Consider the following 22700-nt stretch of genomic DNA (forward strand, 5'->3'; position numbering starts at 1 on the left):
GGCCACTCTATGGGAGCGCCCCCACGAAAGTCAAGCGCGGGAGGCACCGCGCGCCTGAAGTAGCCTTGGCCAGTGCCCTCCGCCGACCTCTCCCCTGCTCTCGCTCGCGCCGAATCGCTGATCCGCAGCATCCCGGACTATCCCGAACCCGGCATCCTGTTCCGCGACATCACTCCGCTGCTCGCGGATTCAGAGGCGCTGCGCGTGACGACCGAGGCGATCATCGAGCCCTTCGCCGGGCAGTTCGACGTCATCGCCGGGATCGAAGCGCGAGGATTCCTCATCGCCAGCGCCGCTGCGATCGCCGCAGGCGTGGGCCTCATCCCGATACGCAAGGCCGGCAAACTGCCCCGCCCGGCGGCATCCGTCGACTACGCACTCGAGTACGGAACCGCGACGATCGAGATGCACGACGACCTGCCCGCCGGCTCACGCGTCCTTCTGATCGATGACGTGCTGGCCACCGGCGGCACTCTGGCAGCGGGTCGTCAGCTGATCGAGGAGCTCGGGTCGCACGTCGCCGGCATATCGGTGCTGTTCGAGATCGACGGCCTCGGCGGCCGCGACCTCATCGGCGACCTGCACACGGTCTTCCACTCGGCCTGACGCCCGCGCGCTACTGCACGCGCGCAGACGGAGGCTTCGCGAGGTCGGCCGGGGCGACACCTCGATCGATCGCGGAGCGGATGGATGCCGCCGCATGAGCGAGGCTGCTCACCGCGACCAGCTGTCGAGCGCGAGCATGGACGGCGAGCAGCATCCTCCTGGCCACCTCGTCGCGTGAGCCGTCTGGACGCAGCGCGGCGATGTTCCGGCCCGCGAGCGGCTCGAGTGCGTCTGCGTACTCCATGAGCTCGTCGACGTCGTAGTCCAGGCCGACCGCGGACGCCTGTGCGAGCGCGTGCGCCAACCCCTGTTCGGCTGCACCGGGATACCCGCGCCAATCACGGCGCCGCATCAGCTCGTGCGTTCGCTCGCGGAAGATCTCGTAGTCGGGATCCGAGACGACGCTCTCGCCGATCCCCAGCGCGAACGCCTGACACGCGTTCATCACCTCGAGCGTGGGGGCGTCGGAGTCGATCACATCGGTCAGCGACCTGATCGCGGCTGTCGACGCGCGGTAGGAGTCGCGCATCACGACGATCAGACGCGCCCTGTCGACGTGACGCTGCTCGTAGACGGCCGTGGTGCGATTGCGCAATCGCCCAGCCGGCATGATGCCCACGCGGATCCAGTGCTTGAGAGTGGTCGTGCTGACTCCACTCTGAACGGCCAGCTCCTTGAGCTTCATGCGCTGCTCCCCCTCGAGGTCGACCATTGGAGAGTGACGAGCCCCGCGACTCTCCACGATGCGGCTTCTGTGCGATGACTCTAACCTGCTCATGGAGGGACTTGTGTCGCCGCTGGGGATTCGCGGTCGGGAGTTTCGATGAGCAGGGGCTCCTCGACTTGCTCGGACGGATGTACCAGGGGGGCTGCGTCATCCGTCCGAGCATCCGCGAGCCGCGACGGCGCCGCATCCGCGCATCCGTCGACCACCACCCGGGCGGCTAGACTGGAACTGCCCGCCTTCCCGCGACTTCTGGAGCCTTCAATGCCCACCATCGTCGTCGACGTCATGCCCAAGTCCGAACTGCTCGACCCGCAGGGGAAGGCCGTCTCCGGCGCTTTCGCGCGTCTGGGCGTGGAGGGCTTCAGCGATGTGCGCATCGGAAAGCGCTTCGAGCTCACGGTCGACGGCGAGGTCACGGATGCCGTGCTCGCCGAGGTCAAGAAGCTCGCCGATGACGTGCTCTCCAACGCCGTCATCGAGGACGTCGTCGGCATCGAGGTGGTCGAGTGACCGTCCGCATCGGCGTCATCACCTGGCCGGGCTCGCTGGACGACCGCGACGCGCAGCGCGCGATCCGCCTCGCCGGTGCCGAACCCGTCGCTCTGTGGCACGGCTCGCACGACCTCGACGGCGTCGACGCACTCGTGCTCCCCGGCGGATTCAGCTACGGCGACTACCTGCGCTCCGGCGCCATCGCCGCGCTGTCGCCGATCATGACCGAGGTGAAGGATGCCGCGGCGTCCGGCATGCCGGTGCTCGGCATCTGCAACGGATTCCAGATGCTCGTCGAGGCGCACCTGCTGCCGGGCGGGCTCATCCGCAACGACCACCAGCACTTCGTGCGGCGCGACCAGAAGCTGACGGTGGAGAACACCACGTCCGCGTGGACGAGCGAGTTCACCAGCGGCCAGGAGATCGTCATCCCGCTGAAGAACGCCGAGGGCGGATACATCGCTTCGGAGGAGACGCTCGATCGCATCGAGGGCGAAGGCCTCGTGGCGTTCCGTTATGCGGGCGTGAACCCGAACGGCTCACTGCGCGACATCGCCGGTCTCACGAACGACGCCGGCAACGTCGTCGGCCTCATGCCGCACCCCGAGCACGCGACCGAGGCGGGCTTCGGACCGAACACCGCCGACGCCATGCGCTCCGGCACGGACGGCCTGGCCTTCTTCACGAGCGCCATCGCCGCCGTCAGCCGCGTCGCGGCTTAGTCGCACGGGCGCCGGCCAGCGCGGTACCGCGATCAGACGCCCAGTTCGGCCCTGATACGGGTGAGATGCGCGGCGAACGCCTCGTCGTGGATGAGGTCGGCTTCGGTGAGCACCGGGTACGGACGCTCCAGGATGCCGTCCCCGGGGCGAACATCCAGATGAGCGGTCTCGTAGCCCTCCTCGTGCAGCTGGTCGGCCATCAGATAGTCGCTGCGTGAGTCGCCGACGCTGAGCCAGCGGCGCGGTACTGGCCCGTGAGCGCGGAAGTGCTCGAGCGCACGTCGCGCGGCGTGATCCTTGTCGAGGCGGATCGACTCGATGTCGGTGGAGATCACGGTCGGATCGATGCGGAACGGCACGGTTCCGGAAGAGTCAGGGACGGACAGCTCGCCGTAACGGAGCCCCACGCCCTGCGCGGTGAGGATGCGGAACGCTTCGTCCTGGAAATCCCCCTGGGCGCGGCGGTAGTCGTCGGCTGCGACATCCGTGCGCTGCTCGACCGAGATCATCGCGCGCTTGGTCTCGTCGAAGAACATGGTGCCGGCGAAACGCTGCCCGACCAGGTCCCGGATCGCGTCGACGGCATCCGCGTCGAACGCCACGGTCTGATCGATCGTGGGCTCGCCCATGCCGTCGACGTCGATCGTCGACCACGCGCCGCCCTTCTCGAACACGCCGAACATGCGCGCCCCTGGACGACCCAGTGCCTCGCGCAGCCCGGCGGCCTGAAGGGTCGGGATGACCACGTCGGCGATGAACTCGTGCGAGCGCCCTGTGATGAACGCGATCGGCACGCCTTCGGCGACGAGGTCCACGATGTCGCGGGCGATCGATCCGATCGCGATGGTGCGGGTGACGGGGCTGGCGACGGGGCCGTCGACGTCGAGCAGGAGACCGAGGTCAGGAGGATTCACCCTCTCAGCCTAGGCAGTCGATCGGTGCGCCGGCACCAGGTGCGGATCAGATGCCGGCCGGCGGCCAGACTCCGATCAGCACCGCCATGATCACGAGCGTGACCAGCTCGTGGGCGATGTTCATGGTCGTCAGTGCAGTGGGGCGACCTTCGAAGGCATCGTGCGTGATGAAGCGCGCGGCGGTGAACCCGGCCCAGAGGAGGATCGCCGTCACCACTGCCGAGACGAAGAACGATCCCTCGTAGAAGTGCCAGGCGATGGCGGCCGCTCCGGCGAGCACCCATGCGGTCACGAAGCTCACGATCACCGTGGTCACGATCGGCCACACCGCGCTCTTGGCGGACCCGGTCATGTCGACCTTCGCGAGCCGCGCCCACCGGGTGCCGAACACTTTCGGCGTGTACCAGATCGACCCGACGATCATGCTCGAGATCATGGCCAGCAGCACCGCCCAGTAGTTGATCTCCGGAATCATGGCTCCTCCTCGCGCCTGAGAGCGGCCGAGGGCCGCTGCTGAGGCCGACGCTACTCTCCCCGCCGTGCGGGATCGATAGGCTCGACGTGTGAGTCTCTTCGTCACCGTCCCCACCGCCCACCTGGCCGAGAACATCGGAGCGCTGCCCGAGGGCGTCGAGCTCGAGGTCTGGGACTTCCGCTCTCCCGCGCCGAGGGACAGGATCGACCTCGTGGTGGCGCCGTACATGGGCGCCTCGTCCGTGCTGTCGGTGTTGGACGGCATCGACATCGGGCTCGTGCAGAGCCAGTCGATCGGCTACGACGGCGTCGCCGCCGCGCTGCCCGCCGGCATCCCGTTCGCGAACGCGGCGAGCGTGCACGAGACGTCCACTGCCGAGATCGCTCTTGCGCTCGCACTCGCCGCGCAGCGGCAGATCCCCCGGTTCGTGCTCGCTCAGCAGACCGGCGAATGGGCGCAGGTCTTCGCCGAGAGCCTCGCCGACCGGCGCGTGCTGCTGGTCGGATTCGGTGGTGTCGGTGAGGCGATCGCCATGCGCCTGGAGCCGTTCGAGGTCGAGTTGACCGTCGTCGCCCGCACCGCCCGGCCGGTGTGGCACGAGCGTCTCGGCCGCGTGCAGGTGCACGCCATCGACGAGCTCGCCGACCTCGTCCCGAAGGCCGAGATCATCATGCTCGCTCTCCCCGGCGGCGATGAGACACGACACCTTTTCGACGAGCGGATGCTCGACCTCATGTCCGACGGCGCGCTCATCGTCAACGTGGGGCGCGGCACGCTCATCGACACGGACGCCCTGGCCCGTCAGAACGGCCGGATCCGCGCCGCGCTCGATGTGATGGATCCGGAACCGCTCCCCGCCGAGCATCCGCTCTGGAAGACGGACGGCGTGCTCATCTCCCCGCACGTCGGCGGCGCCTCGACCGCGATGAATCCGCGCATCGCCAGACTCGTCCGGAAGCAGATCGAACGGATGCTGCGGGGCGACGCGCCCGTCAACGTCGTGATAGACGGCTGAGCACTCGAACCGATTCGATCCAGGCGCTCGCACAACTGTAAGCGCTTGCACTAGGCTCGTCGCATGACAGAGCTTGAGCAGTTCGCCGCCCCAGGAGCAGAGTGGTGGCGCAGCGCCGTCATCTACCAGATCTACCCGCGCTCGTTCGCGGACGCGTCCGGTGACGGCATCGGAGATCTCCCGGGCATCACGAGCCGGCTCGATTCGCTGAAGGAGCTCGGCGTCGATGCGATCTGGCTGAGCCCGTTCATGACGAGTCCGCAGAAGGATGCCGGATACGACGTGGCCGACTACCGCGACGTCGATCCGATCTTCGGCACTCTCGCCGACTTCGACGAGATGATCGCGCAGGCGCATGCCCGCGGCATCCGCCTGATCGTCGACCTCGTCCCCAATCACTCCTCCGATCAGCACGTCTGGTTCCAGCAGGCGCTCAAGGCCGGCCCCGGCAGCCCTGAGCGCGCCCGCTACGTCTTCCGCGACGGCAAGGGCGTGAACGGCGAGCTCCCGCCGAACAACTGGGAGAGCGTCTTCGGCGGTGGCATGTGGGAGCGCGTGACCGAGGCCGATGGCACGCCCGGCCAGTGGTACCTGCACATCTTCGATGCCAGCCAGCCCGACTTCGACTGGACGAACGAAGAGGTCAAGGAGGAGTTCCGCTCCGTCCTGCGCTTCTGGCTCGACCGCGGTGTGGACGGCTTCCGCGTCGACGGCGCCCACGGAATGGTCAAGGAAGCCGGTCTGCCCGATTACGCACCGGTGGCGGATGTCGACTCCATGGGCGGCGGAGAGGCCAGCGTGCCGTACTGGGGCCAGGACGGCGTGCACGACATATACCGCGACTGGCATGAGGTGCTCGCCGAGTACGGCGGCGACCGCGCCCTGTGCGGTGAGGCATGGTTGCCGACGCTGAAGCAGACCGCGCTGTGGGTGCGTCCTGACGAGATGCACCAGACGTTCAACTTCCCCTACATGATGACCGCGTGGGACGCCGTGAGCATCCGCAACGTCGTCCGCGAATCGCTCGACGAGTTCGGTGCCGTCGGAGCACCGAGCACCTGGGTGCTGTCGAACCACGACGTCGTCCGGCACGCATCGCGTCTGGCGCTCACCGCCGACAACCCGCAGGGCGAGGGCATCGGCCCGAAGTCGGCGGGCAAGCCCGACCCCGTCATCGGGCTCTCCCGCGCACGTGCCGCGACCACCATGATGCTCGCACTCCCCGGCTCGTCGTACCTGTATCAGGGTGAGGAGCTCGGACTCCCGGAAGCCATGGAGATCCCCGACGAGTTCCGTCAGGACCCGACCTGGTACCGCACGAACGGCAAGCGGTACGGCCGCGACGGATGCCGCGTGCCGATCCCGTGGGAAGCGAATGCTCCGGCGTTCGGTTTCAACGACACCGGTGACTCCTGGCTTCCTCAGCCCGCGGAGTGGGCGTCGTTCGCTCGCGACGCGGAAGAGGCGGATGCCGCGTCGACCCTCAACCTCTACAAGCAGCTGCTGCAGCTGCGCCGCGAGCACGCACTGGGTGTCGGATCGCTCGTCTGGGAAGACCTGGGCGAGACGGCCGTCGGCTTCCGCCGCGGCGATCTGCACATCGCGGTCAACCTCGGCACCGAGCCGCTGGAACTCGGCGCTGACGCCGCATTCGTCGTGCAGAGTCAGCCGTTCGACGGCACGGCGCTGCCCGTCGACACCGCCGCCTGGTACACCAGGGGCTGATCGTATTCCATGGTGAGCATCGATGAGGTCGCGCGACTGGCCGGGGTGTCCACGGCGACCGTGTCGCGCGCCCTCAGCGGTCGCGGTCATGTCTCGGCCGCGTCGCGCGATCGCGTGCTCGTCGCGGCGCAGACGCTCGGCTACGTGGTGTCGTCGCGCGCCTCATCGCTCGCCTCGGGTCGCACGCGCAACATCGGTGTGGTGGTGCCGTTCCTCGATCGATGGTTCTTCAGCACCGTGCTCTCGGGCGTCTCCAGTGCCCTGATGCGTCAGGGCTACGACATCACCCTGTACAACATCACCGCCGATAAGGACGTGCGCCGGAACGTCTTCGACACGGCACTGCGGCGCCAGCGTGTGGATGCCGTGATCGCCGTGTCGATCGAACTCGACGAGGCCGAGACGACCCGCCTGCTCGAACTGGGTCTTCCCGTCATCGCGATCGGCGGGCCGAACCCGAAGCTCGACACGCTCACGGTCGACGACGGCGCAGTGGCGCAGCTGGCGACCGAGCACCTGCTGAGCCTCGGCCACACCGCGATCGCGCACATCGGCGCGAATCCGGAGTTCGACCTCGACTTCCACATCCCCACTCGGCGCCGGCTCGGCTTCGAGAAGGCGCTGGCGGATGCCGGGATCGCCCCGAAGCCGTCGTTCCTCGAGCCGGCGGACTTCACCGTCGAGGGCGGCTACCGCGCGGCGAAGCAATTGCTGGGCAGACCGGGGCCGCGACCGACGGCGGTCTTCGCAGCATCCGACGAGATGGCGATCGGTGCGATCCTCGCCGCGCGCGATCTCGGCTTCCGCGTGCCGGAGGATCTGTCGGTCGTCGGCATCGACGGTCACGAGCTGGGCGAGTTCTTCCAGCTCACGACGGTCGACCAGTTCCCGCTCGCCCAGGGCGAGCGCGCGGCGTCCGCAGTGCTCGCGAAGCTCGAGGACGCCCCGGTCGCACCCGCACCCGGCGCGCTGCCCTACGAGCTCATCGTGCGCGGGACCACCGCCAGGATCTGACTGCCGCGGCGCGCTCTCTGCGACGAGTCCTGGTCAGAACGCCCGGCGACGGCCATACTTGCCGGATGGACGCCCTGAACGATTTCGTGCTCACCGCCGGCGACAACCTGTGGACGTGGATCATCCTTCCCGTGCTCGCGGTTCTCGGGATCTACTTCACGTTCCGATCCGGCGTCGTGCAGTTCCGCATGATCCCGGAGATGTTCCGCACCCTGACCGACAAGACGCCGCGCGATGCCGATGGCGAACCCCAGTCGGTCTCGGCGTTCCAGGCGTTCACCATCTCGGCGGCGTCCAGAGTCGGTGTCGGCAACATCGCCGGCGTCGGCACCGCGATCGCGGTCGGAGGCCCGGGTGCCGTGTTCTGGATGTGGACGATGGCGTTCATCGGAGGCGCTTCGAGCTTCATCGAGTCGACCCTCGGTCAGACGTACAAGGTGCGCGACAAGGACGGCTTCCGCGGAGGACCCGCCTACTACATGCAGCACGGTCTCAAGGCGCGCTGGATGGGCATCCTGTTCGCCGTCATCCTCATCGTCTGCTTCCCCTTCGCCTTCAGCTCGCTGCAGGCCAACACGATCACCGCGACGGTCTCGTCGAGCTTCGGCGGCGATGTCGGCTGGATCCCGTGGGTCGTCGGTGTCGTGCTCGCCGCGCTCACCGCCCTCGTGGTGTTCGGCGGCGTCCGCCGCATCGCGAGCGTCACACAGGCCGTCGTGCCGGCGATGGCGCTGCTGTATCTGATCGTGGGACTCGTCATCGTCGGGATGAACATCGAGCAGCTCCCGGTCGTCTTCGCGTCGATCTACACCCAGGCCTTCGGATACAACGAGATGGTCGGTGCGGCACTGGGCACGATCATCATGTACGGCGTCAAGCGCGGGATGTTCTCCAACGAGGCAGGACTCGGTTCCGCGCCGAACGCGGGCGCGACCGCGGCGGTCACGCACCCGGTCAAGCAGGGGCTCGTGCAGACGCTCGGCGTCTACTTCGACACGTTCCTGGTGTGCTCGATCACCGCGTTCATCATCCTCGTCTCCACGCCCGATCTCGCAGGGGCGGGCAAGGGCATCGAGCTGACCCAGGGTGCGATCGTCAGCAACCTCGGCTCGTGGTCGAACGTCCTGCTGAGTGTCATCATCTTCCTCCTCGCCTTCAGCTCGATTCTCGGCAACTACTACTACGGCGAGTCGAACATCGAGTTCATCACGACGAAGCCGATGGCCAGAACGGTGTATCGCGTACTGGTGGTGCTGGTGATCTTCGCCGGCTCGATCGCGTCGGCCGATCTCATCTGGAACACCGCCGACGGGATCATGGGGCTCATGGCGCTGGTCAACCTCGTGGCGATCGCTCTGCTGTCGGGTGTGGCGTTCAAGCTGCTGCGCGACTACACGCAGCAGCGCCGTGCAGGTCTGGATCCGGTGTTCACCCGGGAGCGCCTGCCCGAGCTCACCGGGATCCAGTGCTGGGAGGACGAGCTGTCGGTCACGGGGCCGATCGATCTGCCGGCCCAGTCGCGGCGATCGTAGCTGCCGCTCCGGCACGGGGACGGAGAAGGCGTTCGCGGCGTCGGCGTGAGGATGCCGTGAGGATCGTGTCGGCGACATCGCCGGCCCGGCGTAAGGATCCCGTTAGGATCCTGTCGCCGGGGCCAGTGCTCGCGTAGCCTTCCCTGTTGTGGTTCGAACCGACTTCTTCGCGCGAGCGCGTCGCCCGAAGCAGCGACACCTCGCTCCCGCACAGGCGATAGCGATCGGATTCGGGTCGGCCATCCTGCTCGGCACCTTCCTGCTGATGCTCCCGATCTCCTCAGCCGACGGCGGGTGGACCGGGTTCATCGACGCGCTGTTCACCTCGACGTCCGCGGTGTGCGTCACCGGGCTCGTCGTCGTGGACACCGCGGTGTACTGGAGCCCGTTCGGCAAGGTGGTGATCCTGCTGCTCATCCAACTCGGCGGTCTCGGGATCATGCTGTTCGCCTCGCTCATCGGACTCGCGCTCGCGCGCAAGCTGTCGGTGCGCTCGCGCGTCATCGCGGGGACCGAGACGAAGACGGCCGGTGGCGGCGACATGAAGCGCGTCGCGACCGGCATCCTGGTGACGACCGTGGTGATCGAGGCCGCCGTCGCCGTGCTCCTGTTCGCCCGCTTCACGATGGGGTACGGTTACGACCCTCTCCGCGCTGCCTGGCATGCCGTCTTCCACGCGGTGTCGTCGTTCAACAACGCCGGTTTCGCGCTCTACACCGACAGCCTGATGGGGTTCGTGTCCGACCCCTGGATCTGCCTTCCCATCTGCGGCGCGATCATCCTCGGCGGACTCGGATTCCCCGTGCTGCGGCAGTTGCGCAAGGAGCTGCGTCGGCCGTTGCACTGGACGATGAACACTCGCATCGTGCTGTGGGCGACCTGCGTGCTGCTCCTGCTCGGAACCGTGTACGTCGTCGTGATCGAGTGGGACAATCCGGCCACCCTCGGCGCGCTCGATCCAGGCTCCCGGGTACTGGCAGGCTTCTTCCATGCCGTGCAGTCCCGCACCGCCGGCTTCAACTCCGTCGACACGTCGCAGCTGCACGACGAGACCTGGCTCGGCACCGATGTGCTGATGTTCATCGGAGGTGGACCGGCCGGGACCGCCGGCGGCATCAAGGTCACGACCTTCGCCGTGCTGTTCTTCATCATGTTCACAGAACTGCGCGGCGGCACCGCCGTGAACGTCTTCGGCAAGCGGCTCTCGCGTGCCGTCCACCGGGAGGCGATCACGGTCGTGCTCGCGGCACTGGGCGCCGTGATGGCGGCGGTGATCGTGATCCTCGCCATCACCGATCTCGACCTCGATCGGGTGCTGTTCGAAGTCGTGTCCGCATTCGGGACCGTCGGGATGTCGACCGGCATCACGGCCGATCTCCCTGAGGCGGCCCAGCTCATTCTCATCCTGCTCATGTTCCTGGGCAGGCTCGGTCCGTTGACGCTGGGATCGGCGTTGGCCCTGCGTGAGCGGCCGACGGCGTACGAACTCCCCAAGGAACGCCCCGCAATCGGATGATCCCGCGGCGCACGCACATCGAAAGGACCTCGCATGGCCAGATTTCTCTCATTCGGGCAGGATGCCCGGCGCATCGCCGAGGCCGATTCGGTGGCTGTCATCGGACTGGGCCGGTTCGGCACGTCTCTCGCCGTGGAGCTGATGGACTCCGGCACGGAAGTGCTCGGCATCGACGCGGATGAGGAGGTCGTGCAGTCGCTGAACGGCCTTCTGACGCAGGTGGTGCGCGCCGACACCACTCGCCCCGAAGTGCTGGAGCAGCTCGCGATCGGTGAGTTCGACCGGGTCGTGCTCGCGATCGGCAGCGACATCACCGCATCGATCCTCACGGCGTCCCTTCTGCTCAATCTCGATGTTCCGGTCATCTGGGCCAAGGCGGTCGACGAACGCCACGGAGCCGTGCTCGAACAGCTCGGCGTGCACAAGGTCATCTATCCGGAGAAGGACATGGGTCGGCGGGTCGCCCACCTCGTCCGCGGTGCGGCCGCCGACTATCTCGAGATCGACAAGGGTTATGCGGTCGTCAAGACCATCGCGCCGCAACTGCTGCACGGCATCACGCTCACCGAGAGCGCGGTCAGGCACACGCACGGCGTGACGATCGCCGCGTACCGCGGTGCGAAGGGCTCGTGGCAGAACGCTCAGGCCGACACTGTGCTGCATGACGGCGATCTCGTCCTCGTGGTGGGTCCGACGACCGAGGTGGAGCGCTTCGCACAGCTTCGCTGAGGATCGTCTCATCGATTAGACTGGGAGCTCGGAGTGTCGGGAAGCCTGGTCGACGTCCCTGTTCGTCGACCAGAATGGCCACCATGTCGCCCACTCCTCCCCGCTTCGCCCGAGTCCGAAGCATCTTCCCCTCGGCATCCCGAGAGGAATCGGTCCGCGTCACCGAGATCCTGCGCAAGGAGACGGTCGGCGGCATCCTGCTCGTCGTCTTCGCAGCCATCGCGCTCATCTGGGCGAACTCGCCCTGGGCCGACTCGTACTTCGCGATCCGCGACTTCGAGATCGGGTACGAGCCGTGGCACCTGAAGCTCTCACTGGGTGCATGGGCTGCGGACGGCCTGCTCGCGATCTTCTTCTTCCTCGTCGGGCTCGAACTCAAGCGCGAGTTCGTGGCCGGCGACCTGCGCAAGCCCAGCACCGCCATCGTCCCTGTCGTCGCCGCAGTGGGAGGCGTCGTCGTCCCCGCGCTCGTGTACGTCGCAGTGGTGGGCACGACCACGAGCGAGGCCAGGGGCTGGGCGATCCCCACCGCGACGGACATCGCGTTCGCTGTCGCCGTCCTCGCGCTCATCGGATCGCATCTGCCCAGCGCGCTGCGCATCTTCCTGCTGACGCTCGCCGTCGTCGACGACCTCATCGCGATCGGCATCATCGCGATCTTCTACACCGAGTCGATCGAGCTCGTGCCGCTGCTTCTCGCGCTGGTGGCGATCGCGATCTACGGTGCGATCGCACAGCGCTTCCGACAGTTCTTCCATGTCCGACCGGGAGCAGCATGGCTGATCCTGCTGCCCATCGGCTTCACCGCCTGGGCGCTGATGCACGCCTCGGGCATCCACGCCACCATCGCCGGCGTGCTGCTCGGATTCACGATCCCGGTGCTGCACAAGAGGGCGGAGCGGTCCGAGGATGCGGGGCCGGGGCTCGCCGAGCTCTTCGAGCATCGGTTCCGGCCGCTGTCCGCGGGCTTCGCGGTCCCGGTGTTCGCGTTCTTCTCCGCCGGCGTGGCGATCGGGGGCGCCGACGGATTCGTTTCGGCCCTCACGGATCCCGTGCTGATCGGGATCGTCCTCGGTCTCGTGATCGGCAAGCCGCTCGGCATCACGGCCGCGACCTGGCTCATCACCAGGATCCGCCGCATCAACCTCGACCCGTCTCTGAGGTGGATCGACATCGCAGGGGTCGGCATCCTCGCCGGGATCGGGTTCACGGTGTCTCTGCTCGTCGCCGAACTGAGCTTCGCCGCCGGCAGCCCGCACTACGACCACAGCAAGGTCGCGATCCTGACGGCATCCGTCGTGGCCGCCTTGCTCGCGGCAGCGCTGCTCGGGTTCCGCAACCGGCGCTACCGCAAGGCCGAGGAGCGCGAGCAGGCGGCCCCCGTCGATCGCTGACGGAAGCCGCTGCTCGCCAGAGCGTCAGCGCGCGGAGATGAGCCCCTGCGTCGCCGTCCGCGCCCTCTCGAACCGCTGCTGCACGTCGTCCCAGTTCACGACCTCCCAGAACGCCTTGACGTAGTCGGCACGGACGTTCAGGTAGTCGAGGTAGTACGCGTGCTCCCATACGTCGAGCTGCAGCAGGGGCGTGACGCCCAGCGGCGCGTTTCCTTGCTGGTCGAAGAGCTGGAAGATCACGGGTCGCGCACCGAGGCCGTCCCACGCGAGCACCGACCATCCAGAGCCCTGCACGCCGAGGGCGGTGGCCGTGAAGTGCGCGCGGAACGCATCGATCGAGCCGAACGAGTCCTGCAGCGCCGCCGCGAGCTCGCCCTCCGGGACGCCGCCTCCGTCAGGCGACATGTTCTGCCAGAACACCGAATGGTTGACGTGGCCGCCGAGGTTGAACGCCAGATCCTTCTCGAGTTTGTTCACGTTCGCAAGGTCGCCGGCGTCTCGCGCTGCGGCGAGCTGCTCGAGCGCGGTGTTGGCACCGGTGACGTAGGCCTGGTGATGCTTGGAGTGATGCAGCTCCATGATCCTGCCGGAGATGTGCGGTTCGAGCGCCGCGTAATCGTAGGGCAGTTCGGGGAGAGTGTAGGGAGTGGGCATGTCAGTTCCTTTCAGAGTGGATCGGCAGGGAGTGGAAGCGCTTGTCGAGATAGACGAGAGGACGGCCGGCACCGCCGGCGATGATGTCGAGGACCTCGGCGATCACCACGGGCGATGAGCCGACCGGGATGGTGTGCAGCGCCCGGCAGCGCAGCGCCGCTCTGGCGGTGGGCAGATGCGGTTCGCCTGAGCCGAGCCTGTCCCACCCCTGCTCGGGGGTGAACCGCTCGGCACCGCTGGTCGCGAAGGCCTGAGCGAGATCGGCGTGGTCGTCGTCGATGAGATGCACGACGAAGGTGTCGGCGTCGAGGAGGGCTCCGGCACTGCCCGTCGCACGGGTCACCGAGAACATGATCGCTGCCGGATCGACCGCGACGGAGGCGACGCTGGATGCCGTGAGACCGACGGGTCCGGTCGGCGTGGCAGCGGTGATGATCGCGATGCCGGCCGGGTGCGTGCGGAAGGCCGCCTTCAGCCCCTCGCCCACTGCCGATGCGGTCGGATCGGCGTGCGCCCCGGTCATTCGGTCCCCTCCTGCGGGGGCAGCGCGGCGATCAGCGGATGATCATGCGCGATCATCCCGAGCTTGGCGGCTCCGCCCGGGGAGCCGATGTCGTCGAAGAACTCGACGTTCGCCTTGTAGTAGTCCGCCCACTCCTCCGGCACGTCGTCTTCGTAGTAGATCGCCTCGACGGGGCACACCGGCTCGCATGCGCCGCAGTCGACGCACTCGTCGGGGTGGATGTAGAGCGAGCGCTCGCCCTCGTAGATGCAGTCGACCGGGCACTCGTCGATGCAGGCACGATCCTTGACGTCGACGCACGGCAGGGCGATCACGTAGGTCATCGAGAATTCTTCCTCCGGGTCATGTCCTCCACGCTAAAACCTCAAGTACGCTTGAGGTCAAATCGACCGCGGCGGGAGGAGCAGAGATGGCGACCGAAGAGGGCGCGGATTCACCGCACCACGTCCCCGACGAGCTGCTCAGCATCGGCGAGATGAGCAGGCGCACCGGTGTCTCCGTGTCGGCGCTGCACTTCTACGAGAAGCTCGACCTCATCGCGTCGACGCGCACGCCGGGGAACCAGCGACGTTATCCGCGTCACATGCTCCGGCGGGTCTCCCTCATCACCGTCTCCAAGAGACTGGGCATACCGCTCTCCGACGTGCAGGAGGCGTTCGCCGATGTGCCGCTCACGGCCACGCCGAGCCACGAGGACTGGCAGCGCGCGTCACGGCGGTGGAAGCGCGACCTGGAGCGAAGACGCGAAGGTATCGAGCGTCTGGAGCGCGAATTGACGGGATGCATCGGCTGCGGGTGCCTGTCGATGAAGGCGTGCGGACTGCTCAACCCCGACGACGCCCTCGGCGCATCCGGCGTCGGGCCACGCCGGCTCGACGACGACGGCGAGGGACCGGTCGCCGACTGAGTCAGTGCCCGGCGCCGAGCCCTCCGCTGAGCCGTCCGTACATCCGGGTCGTGGCGTCGTTCATCCCCTCCAGGGTGACGCTCTTGCCGTGACGGGCGTACTTCGTCGTTATCGCGTCGAGTGCGGCGACGGTCGACGCATCCCACACGTGTGAACGCGACATGTCGATGACGATCCGCTCTGGGTCTTCCGCGTACTCGAACTGCGTCGTGAGGTCATTGCTGGAGGCGAAGAAGAGCTCGCCGTCGACCACGTAGTGCGCGGTGTCGTCGGTCACGCTGCGCGTGACCGTGACGAAGTGCGCGACGCGTCTGACGAACAGGACGGATGCCACGATCACACCGGCCACGACCCCGATGGCGAGGTTGTGCGTGATCACCACGGCGAGCACGGTCACGAGCATGACGACGGTCTCGCTCTTCGGCATCCGCTTCAGGGTCGACGGACGGATGCTGTGCCAGTCGAACGCGCCGATCGCCACCATGATCATGACGGCCACGAGCGCCGCCATCGGGATCGTGGCCACGAAGTCTCCGAACACCACGACGAGCAGGAAGAGGAAGACTCCGGCGAAGAAGGTCGAGATGCGGGTGCGCGCCCCGGACGACTTCACGTTGATCATCGTCTGGCCGATCACCGCGCATCCGCCCATGCCGCCGAAGATGCCGGAGAGCACGTTCGCGACGCCCTGAGCCCACGCCTCACGCGTCTTACGGGAATGCGTGTCGGTGATCTCGTCGACCAGCTTCGCCGTCATCAGCGATTCGAGCAGACCGACGACCGCGACTCCGAGTGCGAACGGCGCGATGATCGTGAACGTCTCCCAGGTGAGTGGCACGTTCGGGATGAACAGCTCGGGAAGGCTGCGGGGCAGCTCGCCCTGATCGCCGACCGTGGGCACGTTGATGGCGAACACGATCACCACGGCTGTGACGATGATCACGGATACCAGCGGCGCAGGGATGATCTTGGTGATCCGCGGCATGAGGATCATGACGAGAATGCCGAGCGCCACGAGCGGGTACACGAGCCACGGCACGTTCAGCAGGTGCGGCACCTGCGAGCTGAAGACGAAGATGGCGAGCGCGTTGACGAACCCGGTCATCACACTGCGCGGGATGAAGCGCATGAGCTTCGCGACGCCGAGCACCGCGAGCAGCACCTGGAAGACGCCGGCGAGCAGCACGGTCGCGATGAAGTAGTCGATGCCGTACAGGGGCGCGACCGGCGCGATCACCAGCGCGACGGCGCCGGTGGCGGCTGTCACCATGGCCGGGCGTCCGCCGAGGAACGAGATCGCCACCGCCATGATGAACGACGAGAACAGCCCCACCTTCGGGTCGACCCCGGCGATCACCGAGAACGCGATCGCCTCGGGGATCAGCGCGAGGCCGACCACGAGCCCGGCCAGCACCTCGCGGGTGAGCATGCGTGGCGACTTCAGCGCCGTGAGCACCGAGGGGTTCGCCCTGTAGCGGGCGCGATCGTCGATGGCAGTCACGAGAGTCAACCCTATTCCCGACGGGGAGGGCCCGAGCACGAGGGCCATCGACATCCTGGCCGATCGGCCGATGTCCCACGCGGGGCTGCCCGGCGACGCTGAAGGCATGATCACTTCCCTCGCCGCACGCACATCTCACCGTCGTGACGTCATCATCGCGACCGGCTTGCTCCTGCTCGCGCTCATCCCGTCCGCCGCCGGCGCGTTCCGCGTCGGTGAGATAGCGAGCGGTGCACCGACCACCGCCGGCAACGCGCGCTTCATGGAGGTGCCGCTTCCTGTCGTGCTGCACATCATCGCGGCGCTGGTGTACGCGGGCATCGGCGCTTTCCAGTTCCTCCCGGGGCTGCGATCCCGCCGCATCGGATGGCATCGTTTCGCGGGCCGGTACCTGCTCGTGCCTGCGGGGGCCACGGTCGCGCTGAGCGGCCTGTGGATGACGGCGTTCTACGATGTGCCGCCCATCGACGGCCTCGCGCTGCAGATCTCGCGCTATGTCGTCGGCGTCCTCATGCTCGCCTTCCTCTGTCTGGGCGTGATGGCGGTGCTGCGCCGCGACATCGGCGCGCACCGGGGCTGGATGATCCGCGCCTACGCGCTGGCGATGGGCGCCGGAACCCAGGTCCTCACCTCGGCACCGTTCGCGCTGCTGTTCGGCACGCCGGACGAGTTCTGGCGCCTCGTGCAGATGGATGCCGGGTGGATGATCAACATCGTCGTGGCCGAGATCATCATCCACCGCGGACGCCGGCCAGCCGAACCGGTCGCGTAGCATGCGTGGCGTGGACACCGTCAGCGATCTGCGCGCGCCGCGGCGCCGCGACTTCGCCCTCGCGATCGCGCTCATCGCACTGGCGGTCGTCGAGGGCGCTATCCGCCACGACCTGCACTGGCCGATCGCCACGGTCGCCGTGACGGCGCTCCTCCTCTCCGGGCTCCCGTGGCGGCGTCGGCACCCGCTGGTCCTCGTGCTGGCCATGACCGCCGTGACGACCGGATTCGCCGTCGCGCAGGCATGGGCGGGATTGCCTCAGGCCGGCCTCGGCGCGATGTTCGCACTGCTGCTCGTCCCGTACGCGCTGCTGCGCTGGGGAACGCGCACCGAACGCATCATCGGCTCCGCGACCCTCGCTGCCAGCGTGCTCGTCTCATCCGCGCTGGCGACGGGCACCGCGGCGGATCGACTGATCGGCGCGATCGTCGGATTGCTGTTCGTCGGCACCGCGTGCCTGATCGGTGCGTTGCGCCGAGAGCGGGCCGCATCACGGGAGCGTGAGATCACGATGGTCCGCGCACAGGAGCGCGATTCGCTCGCGCGCGATCTGCACGACACCGTCGCGCATCACGTCTCGGCCATCGCCATTCGGGCGCAGGCGGCGACGGCTCGCGGCGTCGATGCGACCGATACTGCCGCGTCGCTGGCCGCGATCGAGAAGGAGGCGAGCGCTGCGCTGGACGAGATGCGCGGCATCGTCCGCACGCTGCGAGAGCCCGTCGCGTACACCCCCACCCGTGGGCTCGACGATGTGGCTGCTCTCGCGACGTCGGGACCGCCACGGGTGACGGTCCGAATCGACGTCACGCCCGCACCATCGGGAGTCGTCGCAGCGACGCTGTACCGCGTCGCGCAGGAAGGCGTCACCAATGCGAGAAGGCACGCGATCGGGGCCGGCAGCATCGACGTCGATGTGCGGTCCGAGAGCGGTGACGTGATCCTGACGGTCATCGACGACGGGCAGCCCGCCCCGACGGGCGACGGGTTCGGTCTGCGAGGAATGGCCGAGCGGCTCACCCTGCTGGGTGGCGAGCTGACTGCCGGTCCGAGCGATGCCGGCGGGTGGGCGCTGCGTGCGCGCGTCCCGCGGAGAGTGCCATGATCCGCGTGCTCATCGCCGATGACCAGGAGTCCGTGCGCACCGGACTGCGCCTGCTGCTGGAGACCCTCCCCGATGTCGAGGTCGTCGGCGACGCCTACGACGGCGCGAGCGCGGTGAGCGCGGCGAGAAGGCTGCGTCCCGACGTCGCGCTCGTCGACATCCGGATGCCGAAGTTGGACGGGCTCCAGGTGACGGAGCTGCTTGCGGGGCCCGACGTCGAGGATCCGATCGCGGTCGTGATCATCACGACCTTCGACCTGGACGAGTACGTGCACGGCGCGCTGCGAGCCGGCGCGAAGGGCTTCCTGCTCAAGGATGCCGGTGGTGCGCTGATCGGCGAAGCGATCCGGGCCGCGGCGAACGGCGAGTCGCTCGTCTCCCCGCGCGTGACCACGCGGCTGCTGTCGGCCTTCGCGAACCGCCGCCCCGCCGCTGCGCCCGACGAAGCGCTCACCGCGCGCGAGGAGGAGGTGCTCGCGCTGCTGAGCTCCGGCCTCACGAACGACGAGATCGGCGAGCGGCTGTTCGTGTCGCTGGGCACGGTGAAGGCTCACATCGGCGCGATCCTCGCGAAGCTGAAGGTGCGCAACCGCGTCGAGGCGGCGATGTGGGCCTACGACACCGGAAGAGCTCGGGAGTGAAGGCGGTGGTGTGCACGGCATACGGCGCCCCGGAGGTGCTGTTCGTCCGGGATGTGCCGCTGCCCGAGCCACGGCACGGCGAGGCGCGTATCCGCGTGGTCGCGACCACGGCGCATGTGGGCGACGCGCGTATCCGACGTGCCGATCCGTTCGCGGCGCGCTTCGCATTCGGACTGTTCCTCCCGAGACCGGGCCTGATCCTCGGGTTGGAACTCGCCGGTGTCGTGGAAGCCGTCGGCCCGGAAGTCACGACGTTCGTACCCGGCGACGAGGTGATGGCCTTCTGCGGGTTCGGTTTCGGCGGCAACGCCGAATACCGGTGCCTTCCCGTCGCCGCCGGCAACGCCCAGCGTTTCGGCGCGATCGTGCGCAAACCCGCGTCGCTGAGCTTCGAGGAAGCCGCAGCCTTCCCTGCCGGTGCGCTGACCGCCCACAAGAATCTGCAGAAGGCCCGACTCCGTGCGGGGCAGAGCATCCTGATCAACGGTGCCTCGGGGAGCTTGGGCACCTATGCGATCCAGATCGCGAAGCACCTCGGTACCGAGGTGACGGCGGTGTGCAGCTCACGCAATCGCGAACTCGTCGAGGACCTCGGAGCGGATGCCGTGATCGACTACCAGTCCGAGGACTTCACCCGACTCGGTCCGCGGTTCGATGTGGTCTACGACGCAGTGGCACTGTCATCGCGACGTGCATGCCGAGGGTTGCTTCGCCCGGGCGGAGTGCACGTGCGCAACACCGGGTTGTCCCCGATCACGCGCGACGACCTGCAGCGTCTCGCCGACCTCGCCGACACTGGGGTGCTGCGCCCGGTGATCGACCGCACCTTCTCTCTCGAGCAGGTCGTCGAGGCGCACCGCTACGTCGACACCGGCCGCAAGCGCGGCAACGTCGTCCTGACCGCCCCCACCGCCTGACGGCGACGCCCCCTCTCGTCGTCCACGCCCCCTCGGGTGTGCGCAGGGCGGGAGGGGCGTCGGCGACGGAAGGGGGCCTCGGCGATGGAAGGCGCGCGTCAGGCGACGGTGAACTCCGCGTTCAGAAGAACCTCGTCGCGCGAGCTCGGGCCAACCAGCAGCTCGAAAGCACCGGGCTCCACGACGCGGTCGCCAGCGGCATCCACGATCGTGCAGTCCGCGACGGGCAGCTCCAGGCGCACGCGCGCACTCTCGCCCGCCGCCAGAGCCACCTTGCGGAAGGCCTTGAGCTCCTTGTCAGCCCAGCTCACGCTCGTCACCTGATCGCGCACATACACCTGCACGGTCTCGAGCGTCGGCCGCTCTCCCGTATTCGTCACGGTGACGTCGGCGACGATCGTGCCGGATGCTGCGAGCGCAGGCTCCGCCAGCACGAGGTCGCTGTACTCGACCGTAGTGTACGAGAGGCCCTCGCCGAACGCCCATGCGGGTGACTGGGTGAGGTCGGCGTAGCGGTCGCCGTGCTGTCCGCGGAGCTGGTTGTAATAGGTCGGCTGCTGGCCGGCGTGCCGTGCGAACGAGATCGGCAGGCGGCCGGTGGGCTCGATCTGACCGGTCAGCAGCTCGGCGATCGCGCGCCCACCCTGCATCCCCGGATTCGCCACCCACAGCACCGCGGCGGCCCTGGAGACGGATGCCGGCAGCACCAGCGGCTTCGACGCCATGAGCACCACGACGACGGGCGTGCCCGTCCCGATCACGGCGTCGAGCAGGGCGTTCTGCCCGCCGATGAGCTCGAGAGTCGCCGTGGAGCGGCCCTCGCCGTACAGCCCCTGCGCATCGCCGACCACGGCGACGCACACGTCGGCCGCCTTCGCCGCGGCGACCGCCTCGGCGATCTGCGCGGCATCCGGTGCGCACGGCTTCACGACCGGCGGGCGCGGCTGCCCGTCGGGCCAGGTCGCACCGGCGGGGTCGGGCTCGAGTGTGAGGATGTCCGCGCCGCGCACGTGCAGGACCTCCCAGGGCGCGATCTCGCGCAGCCCGTCGAGCACGGTGGTGATCATCTCGCGCGGCTGCCCGTCGAGCCATCCGGCCTGCCCCGAACCGCCGGCCCAGTCGCCGAGCTGCTCCTGCGCATCGTCCGCGAGCAGCCCGACGACCGCGACGCGCGCGGTCGAGGTCTGCCGCAGAGGCAGAGTACCGTCGTTCTCGAGCAGCACGAGCGAACGTCGCGCGACCTCCAGGTTGAGGTCCGCGTGCTCCGCCGTCCCGACGATCTGCTCGAGCCCGTCGAGCGGCGTCCGCGGGTCCTCGAACAGTCCGAGCTCGAACTTCAACGTGAGGATCCGCTCGACCGCGGCATCGAAGGCGTCCTCTTCGAGCAGGCCCTGCGCGACAGCATCCAGAGCGCCCTCGAAGAAGGTGGGCGTCGTCATGATCATGTCGTTGCCGGCCTTCACGGCGGCCGCTGCCGCATGCATGACGTCGGGCTGCACCCGCTGCTCCCACACCATCCGGCCGACGTTGTCCCAGTCGGTGATGAGCGTGCCGGTGTAGCCCCACTCGCCGCGCAGCACGTCGCTGAGCAACCAGTCGTTGAGGGTGATCGGCACGCCGTCCATGCTCTGATACCCCAGCATGAACGAGCGGCACCCTTCGCGGGCGACGCGCTCGAACGGCGGCAGGAACCACGACCGCAGTTTGCGCCGCGAGATGTCGGCCTCGCTGGCGTCACGCCCGCCCTGGGTCTCGGAGTACCCGGCGAAGTGCTTGGCCGTCGCGAGGATCGCCGTCGGATCGTCCAGCCCCTCGCCCTGATAGCCGCGGACCATCGCCGACGCGAGTTCTCCGAGCAGGAACGGATCCTCGCCGAACGTCTCGTTGACACGCCCCCAGCGCAGATCGCGGGCGATGCAGAGCACCGGCGAGAAGGTCCAGTGGATGCCGGTCGCCGCGACCTCGACGGCGGTCGCGCGGGCGACCTTCTCCAGCAGGGACGCATCCCACGAGGCCGCCATGCCCAGCTGGGTCGGATAGATGGTCGCGCCGGGCCAGAACGAGTGACCGTGGATGCAGTCCTCACCGACGAGCAGGGGGATCTGCAGGCGCGTCTGCAGCGTCAACTCGCGCGCCGCGACGATCCGCTCCGGCGAGGTGTGCAGGATCGATCCGACCATGCGCCGGAGCACGTGGTCGTCGAGATCGTCGCGCGCGTCGAGCTGCAGCATCTGTCCGATCTTCTCCTCGAGCGTCATGCGCCCGAGGAGGTCGGCGACGCGGTCGGAGACGGCCAGATCGGGGTTCAGATACGGAAGGGTGAGGGTCTCGGAGGTCATCACTTCTTGGTCTCTGCGGCCGCAGCGGCCGCGTCGGTGGTGCGCACGGCCGTGACCGCGTCGTTCACGTTCAGGCCCTTCTTCTTCATCGCACGCGCCCGCTCGCCGGCGGAGCGCAGGCGCGGGTTGACGTACTCGTCGATGCCGAAGTTGATCAATGACAGGGCGACGCCGATCGCGGCGATGCACAGTCCCGGCGGCAGGTACCACCACCACTGGTTCTGGCCGAACGCCCCCTGGGCGGAGGCCCAGTTGAGGATCGTTCCCCAGTTGTACGTGGTCACGGGGATCACGCCGATGTACGAAAGCGTCGTGAGGCCGAGGATCGCGGCGGTCACCGTGCCGACGAAGCTCGCGGCGATCAGCGCCATGAGATTCGGCAGCATCTCGACCGTGATGATGCGGCGCAGGGGCTCGCCGTTGGCCTTGGCGGCCTGCACGAAGTCGCGGTTGCGCAACGACATGGTCTGCGCGCGCCGC

The 22700-nt window shown here is 68.1% G+C and carries 24 protein-coding genes; 15 read left to right on the forward strand and 9 right to left on the reverse strand.

From position 1 onward, the window contains the following. Positions 1-72: 72 nt before the first annotated feature. On the forward strand, positions 73-606 hold the full coding sequence (locus tag ACNPNP_RS14635) for an adenine phosphoribosyltransferase (protein WP_448966756.1): 534 nt from the start codon (positions 73-75) through the stop codon (positions 604-606). 10 nt (positions 607-616) lie between these two features. Here ACNPNP_RS14635 and ACNPNP_RS14640 read toward each other — a convergent pair whose 3' ends face one another. Beyond that, the gene (locus ACNPNP_RS14640; protein WP_448966757.1) at positions 617-1291 is read right to left on the reverse strand and encodes a MerR family transcriptional regulator; all 675 of its coding nucleotides are present in this window, start codon (positions 1289-1291) and stop codon (positions 617-619) included. A 303-nt stretch (positions 1292-1594) separates the two neighbouring features. Here ACNPNP_RS14640 and purS point away from each other — a divergent pair, with 303 nt between their 5' ends. Next, positions 1595-1843 (forward strand): phosphoribosylformylglycinamidine synthase subunit PurS, encoded by a 249-nt coding sequence (gene purS / locus ACNPNP_RS14645; protein ID WP_033105327.1) that lies wholly within the window; start codon positions 1595-1597, stop codon positions 1841-1843. Continuing rightward, positions 1840-2547, forward strand: a complete 708-nt coding sequence (purQ, locus tag ACNPNP_RS14650; RefSeq protein WP_448966758.1) for a phosphoribosylformylglycinamidine synthase subunit PurQ — start codon at positions 1840-1842, stop codon at positions 2545-2547. Before purS ends, purQ begins: the two co-directional genes overlap by 4 nt. A gap of 32 nt (positions 2548-2579) precedes the next feature. Here purQ and ACNPNP_RS14655 read toward each other — a convergent pair whose 3' ends face one another. Further along, complete coding sequence (locus tag ACNPNP_RS14655) at positions 2580-3461, reverse strand: hypothetical protein (RefSeq protein WP_448966759.1); 882 nt, start codon at positions 3459-3461, stop codon at positions 2580-2582. A 46-nt stretch (positions 3462-3507) separates the two neighbouring features. Continuing rightward, the gene (locus tag ACNPNP_RS14660; RefSeq protein WP_448966760.1) at positions 3508-3936 is read right to left on the reverse strand and encodes a DUF1761 domain-containing protein; all 429 of its coding nucleotides are present in this window, start codon (positions 3934-3936) and stop codon (positions 3508-3510) included. 88 nt (positions 3937-4024) lie between these two features. Here ACNPNP_RS14660 and ACNPNP_RS14665 point away from each other — a divergent pair, with 88 nt between their 5' ends. The 7 genes from ACNPNP_RS14665 (at position 4025) to nhaA (ending at position 12861) form a co-directional block, all read left to right on the forward strand. Continuing rightward, complete coding sequence (locus ACNPNP_RS14665) at positions 4025-4951, forward strand: 2-hydroxyacid dehydrogenase (RefSeq protein WP_448966761.1); 927 nt, start codon at positions 4025-4027, stop codon at positions 4949-4951. Positions 4952-5014: 63 nt separating this feature from the next. Beyond that, positions 5015-6676, forward strand: coding sequence for a glycoside hydrolase family 13 protein (locus ACNPNP_RS14670; protein WP_448966762.1), 1662 nt, complete (start codon positions 5015-5017; stop codon positions 6674-6676). 9 nt (positions 6677-6685) lie between these two features. Next, complete coding sequence (locus ACNPNP_RS14675; RefSeq protein ID WP_448966763.1) at positions 6686-7690, forward strand: LacI family DNA-binding transcriptional regulator; 1005 nt, start codon at positions 6686-6688, stop codon at positions 7688-7690. Positions 7691-7755: 65 nt separating this feature from the next. Then, positions 7756-9222, forward strand: coding sequence for an alanine/glycine:cation symporter family protein (locus ACNPNP_RS14680; RefSeq protein WP_448966764.1), 1467 nt, complete (start codon positions 7756-7758; stop codon positions 9220-9222). A 148-nt stretch (positions 9223-9370) separates the two neighbouring features. Further along, positions 9371-10738: a TrkH family potassium uptake protein gene (locus ACNPNP_RS14685; protein WP_448966765.1), complete on the forward strand. Its 1368-nt coding sequence runs from the start codon at positions 9371-9373 to the stop codon at positions 10736-10738. A 33-nt stretch (positions 10739-10771) separates the two neighbouring features. Further along, a complete protein-coding gene (locus ACNPNP_RS14690; RefSeq protein WP_448966766.1) occupies positions 10772-11467 on the forward strand; it encodes a potassium channel family protein in 696 nt (231 codons plus the stop codon). Between the two features lie 83 nt (positions 11468-11550). After that, positions 11551-12861 (forward strand): Na+/H+ antiporter NhaA, encoded by a 1311-nt coding sequence (gene nhaA, locus ACNPNP_RS14695; protein ID WP_448966767.1) that lies wholly within the window; start codon positions 11551-11553, stop codon positions 12859-12861. 24 nt (positions 12862-12885) lie between these two features. Here the strand turns inward: nhaA and ACNPNP_RS14700 are convergent, their stop codons facing one another. Genes ACNPNP_RS14700 through fdxA form a run of 3 tightly spaced genes read right to left on the reverse strand, consistent with a single transcriptional unit; the run spans position 12886 to position 14361 of the window. Beyond that, positions 12886-13515, reverse strand: coding sequence for a superoxide dismutase (locus ACNPNP_RS14700; RefSeq protein WP_448966768.1), 630 nt, complete (start codon positions 13513-13515; stop codon positions 12886-12888). A gap of 1 nt (position 13516) precedes the next feature. Then, positions 13517-14038, reverse strand: coding sequence for a flavin reductase family protein (locus ACNPNP_RS14705; RefSeq protein WP_448966769.1), 522 nt, complete (start codon positions 14036-14038; stop codon positions 13517-13519). Continuing rightward, positions 14035-14361, reverse strand: a complete 327-nt coding sequence (gene fdxA, locus ACNPNP_RS14710; RefSeq protein ID WP_448966770.1) for a ferredoxin — start codon at positions 14359-14361, stop codon at positions 14035-14037. Before fdxA ends, ACNPNP_RS14705 begins: the two co-directional genes overlap by 4 nt. An 86-nt stretch (positions 14362-14447) precedes the next feature. On the opposite strand from fdxA, the gene soxR reads away from it, so the two are divergent. Continuing rightward, positions 14448-14945, forward strand: coding sequence for a redox-sensitive transcriptional activator SoxR (gene soxR / locus ACNPNP_RS14715; protein ID WP_448966771.1), 498 nt, complete (start codon positions 14448-14450; stop codon positions 14943-14945). 1 nt (position 14946) lies between these two features. On the opposite strand, the gene ACNPNP_RS14720 is transcribed toward soxR, so the two are convergent. After that, complete coding sequence (locus ACNPNP_RS14720) at positions 14947-16494, reverse strand: SulP family inorganic anion transporter (RefSeq protein WP_448967265.1); 1548 nt, start codon at positions 16492-16494, stop codon at positions 14947-14949. Positions 16495-16552: 58 nt separating this feature from the next. Here ACNPNP_RS14720 and ACNPNP_RS14725 point away from each other — a divergent pair, with 58 nt between their 5' ends. The 4 genes from ACNPNP_RS14725 to ACNPNP_RS14740 are packed head-to-tail and all read left to right on the forward strand — an operon-like array spanning position 16553 to position 19881. After that, positions 16553-17218 carry a DUF2306 domain-containing protein gene (locus ACNPNP_RS14725; RefSeq protein WP_448966772.1) on the forward strand — a complete coding sequence of 222 codons (666 nt, stop codon included), beginning with the start codon at positions 16553-16555 and terminating at the stop codon, positions 17216-17218. A gap of 10 nt (positions 17219-17228) precedes the next feature. Beyond that, on the forward strand, positions 17229-18323 hold the full coding sequence (locus tag ACNPNP_RS14730; protein ID WP_448966773.1) for a sensor histidine kinase: 1095 nt from the start codon (positions 17229-17231) through the stop codon (positions 18321-18323). Next, positions 18320-18964 carry a response regulator gene (locus ACNPNP_RS14735; protein WP_448966774.1) on the forward strand — a complete coding sequence of 215 codons (645 nt, stop codon included), beginning with the start codon at positions 18320-18322 and terminating at the stop codon, positions 18962-18964. Before ACNPNP_RS14730 ends, ACNPNP_RS14735 begins: the two co-directional genes overlap by 4 nt. Continuing rightward, complete coding sequence (locus ACNPNP_RS14740) at positions 18961-19881, forward strand: NAD(P)-dependent alcohol dehydrogenase (protein WP_448966775.1); 921 nt, start codon at positions 18961-18963, stop codon at positions 19879-19881. The genes ACNPNP_RS14735 and ACNPNP_RS14740 overlap by 4 nt, the downstream gene beginning before the upstream one ends. 98 nt (positions 19882-19979) lie before the next feature. On the opposite strand, the gene ACNPNP_RS14745 is transcribed toward ACNPNP_RS14740, so the two are convergent. Then, positions 19980-22220 (reverse strand): exo-beta-d-1,3/1,6-glucosidase, encoded by a 2241-nt coding sequence (locus ACNPNP_RS14745; RefSeq protein WP_448966776.1) that lies wholly within the window; start codon positions 22218-22220, stop codon positions 19980-19982. Continuing rightward, on the reverse strand, positions 22220-22700 hold a 481-nt coding region (locus ACNPNP_RS14750), incomplete at its 5' end, for an ABC transporter permease (protein WP_448966777.1). The genes ACNPNP_RS14745 and ACNPNP_RS14750, both read right to left, overlap by 1 nt.

Source organism: Microbacterium xerophyticum, from assembly GCF_053543555.1.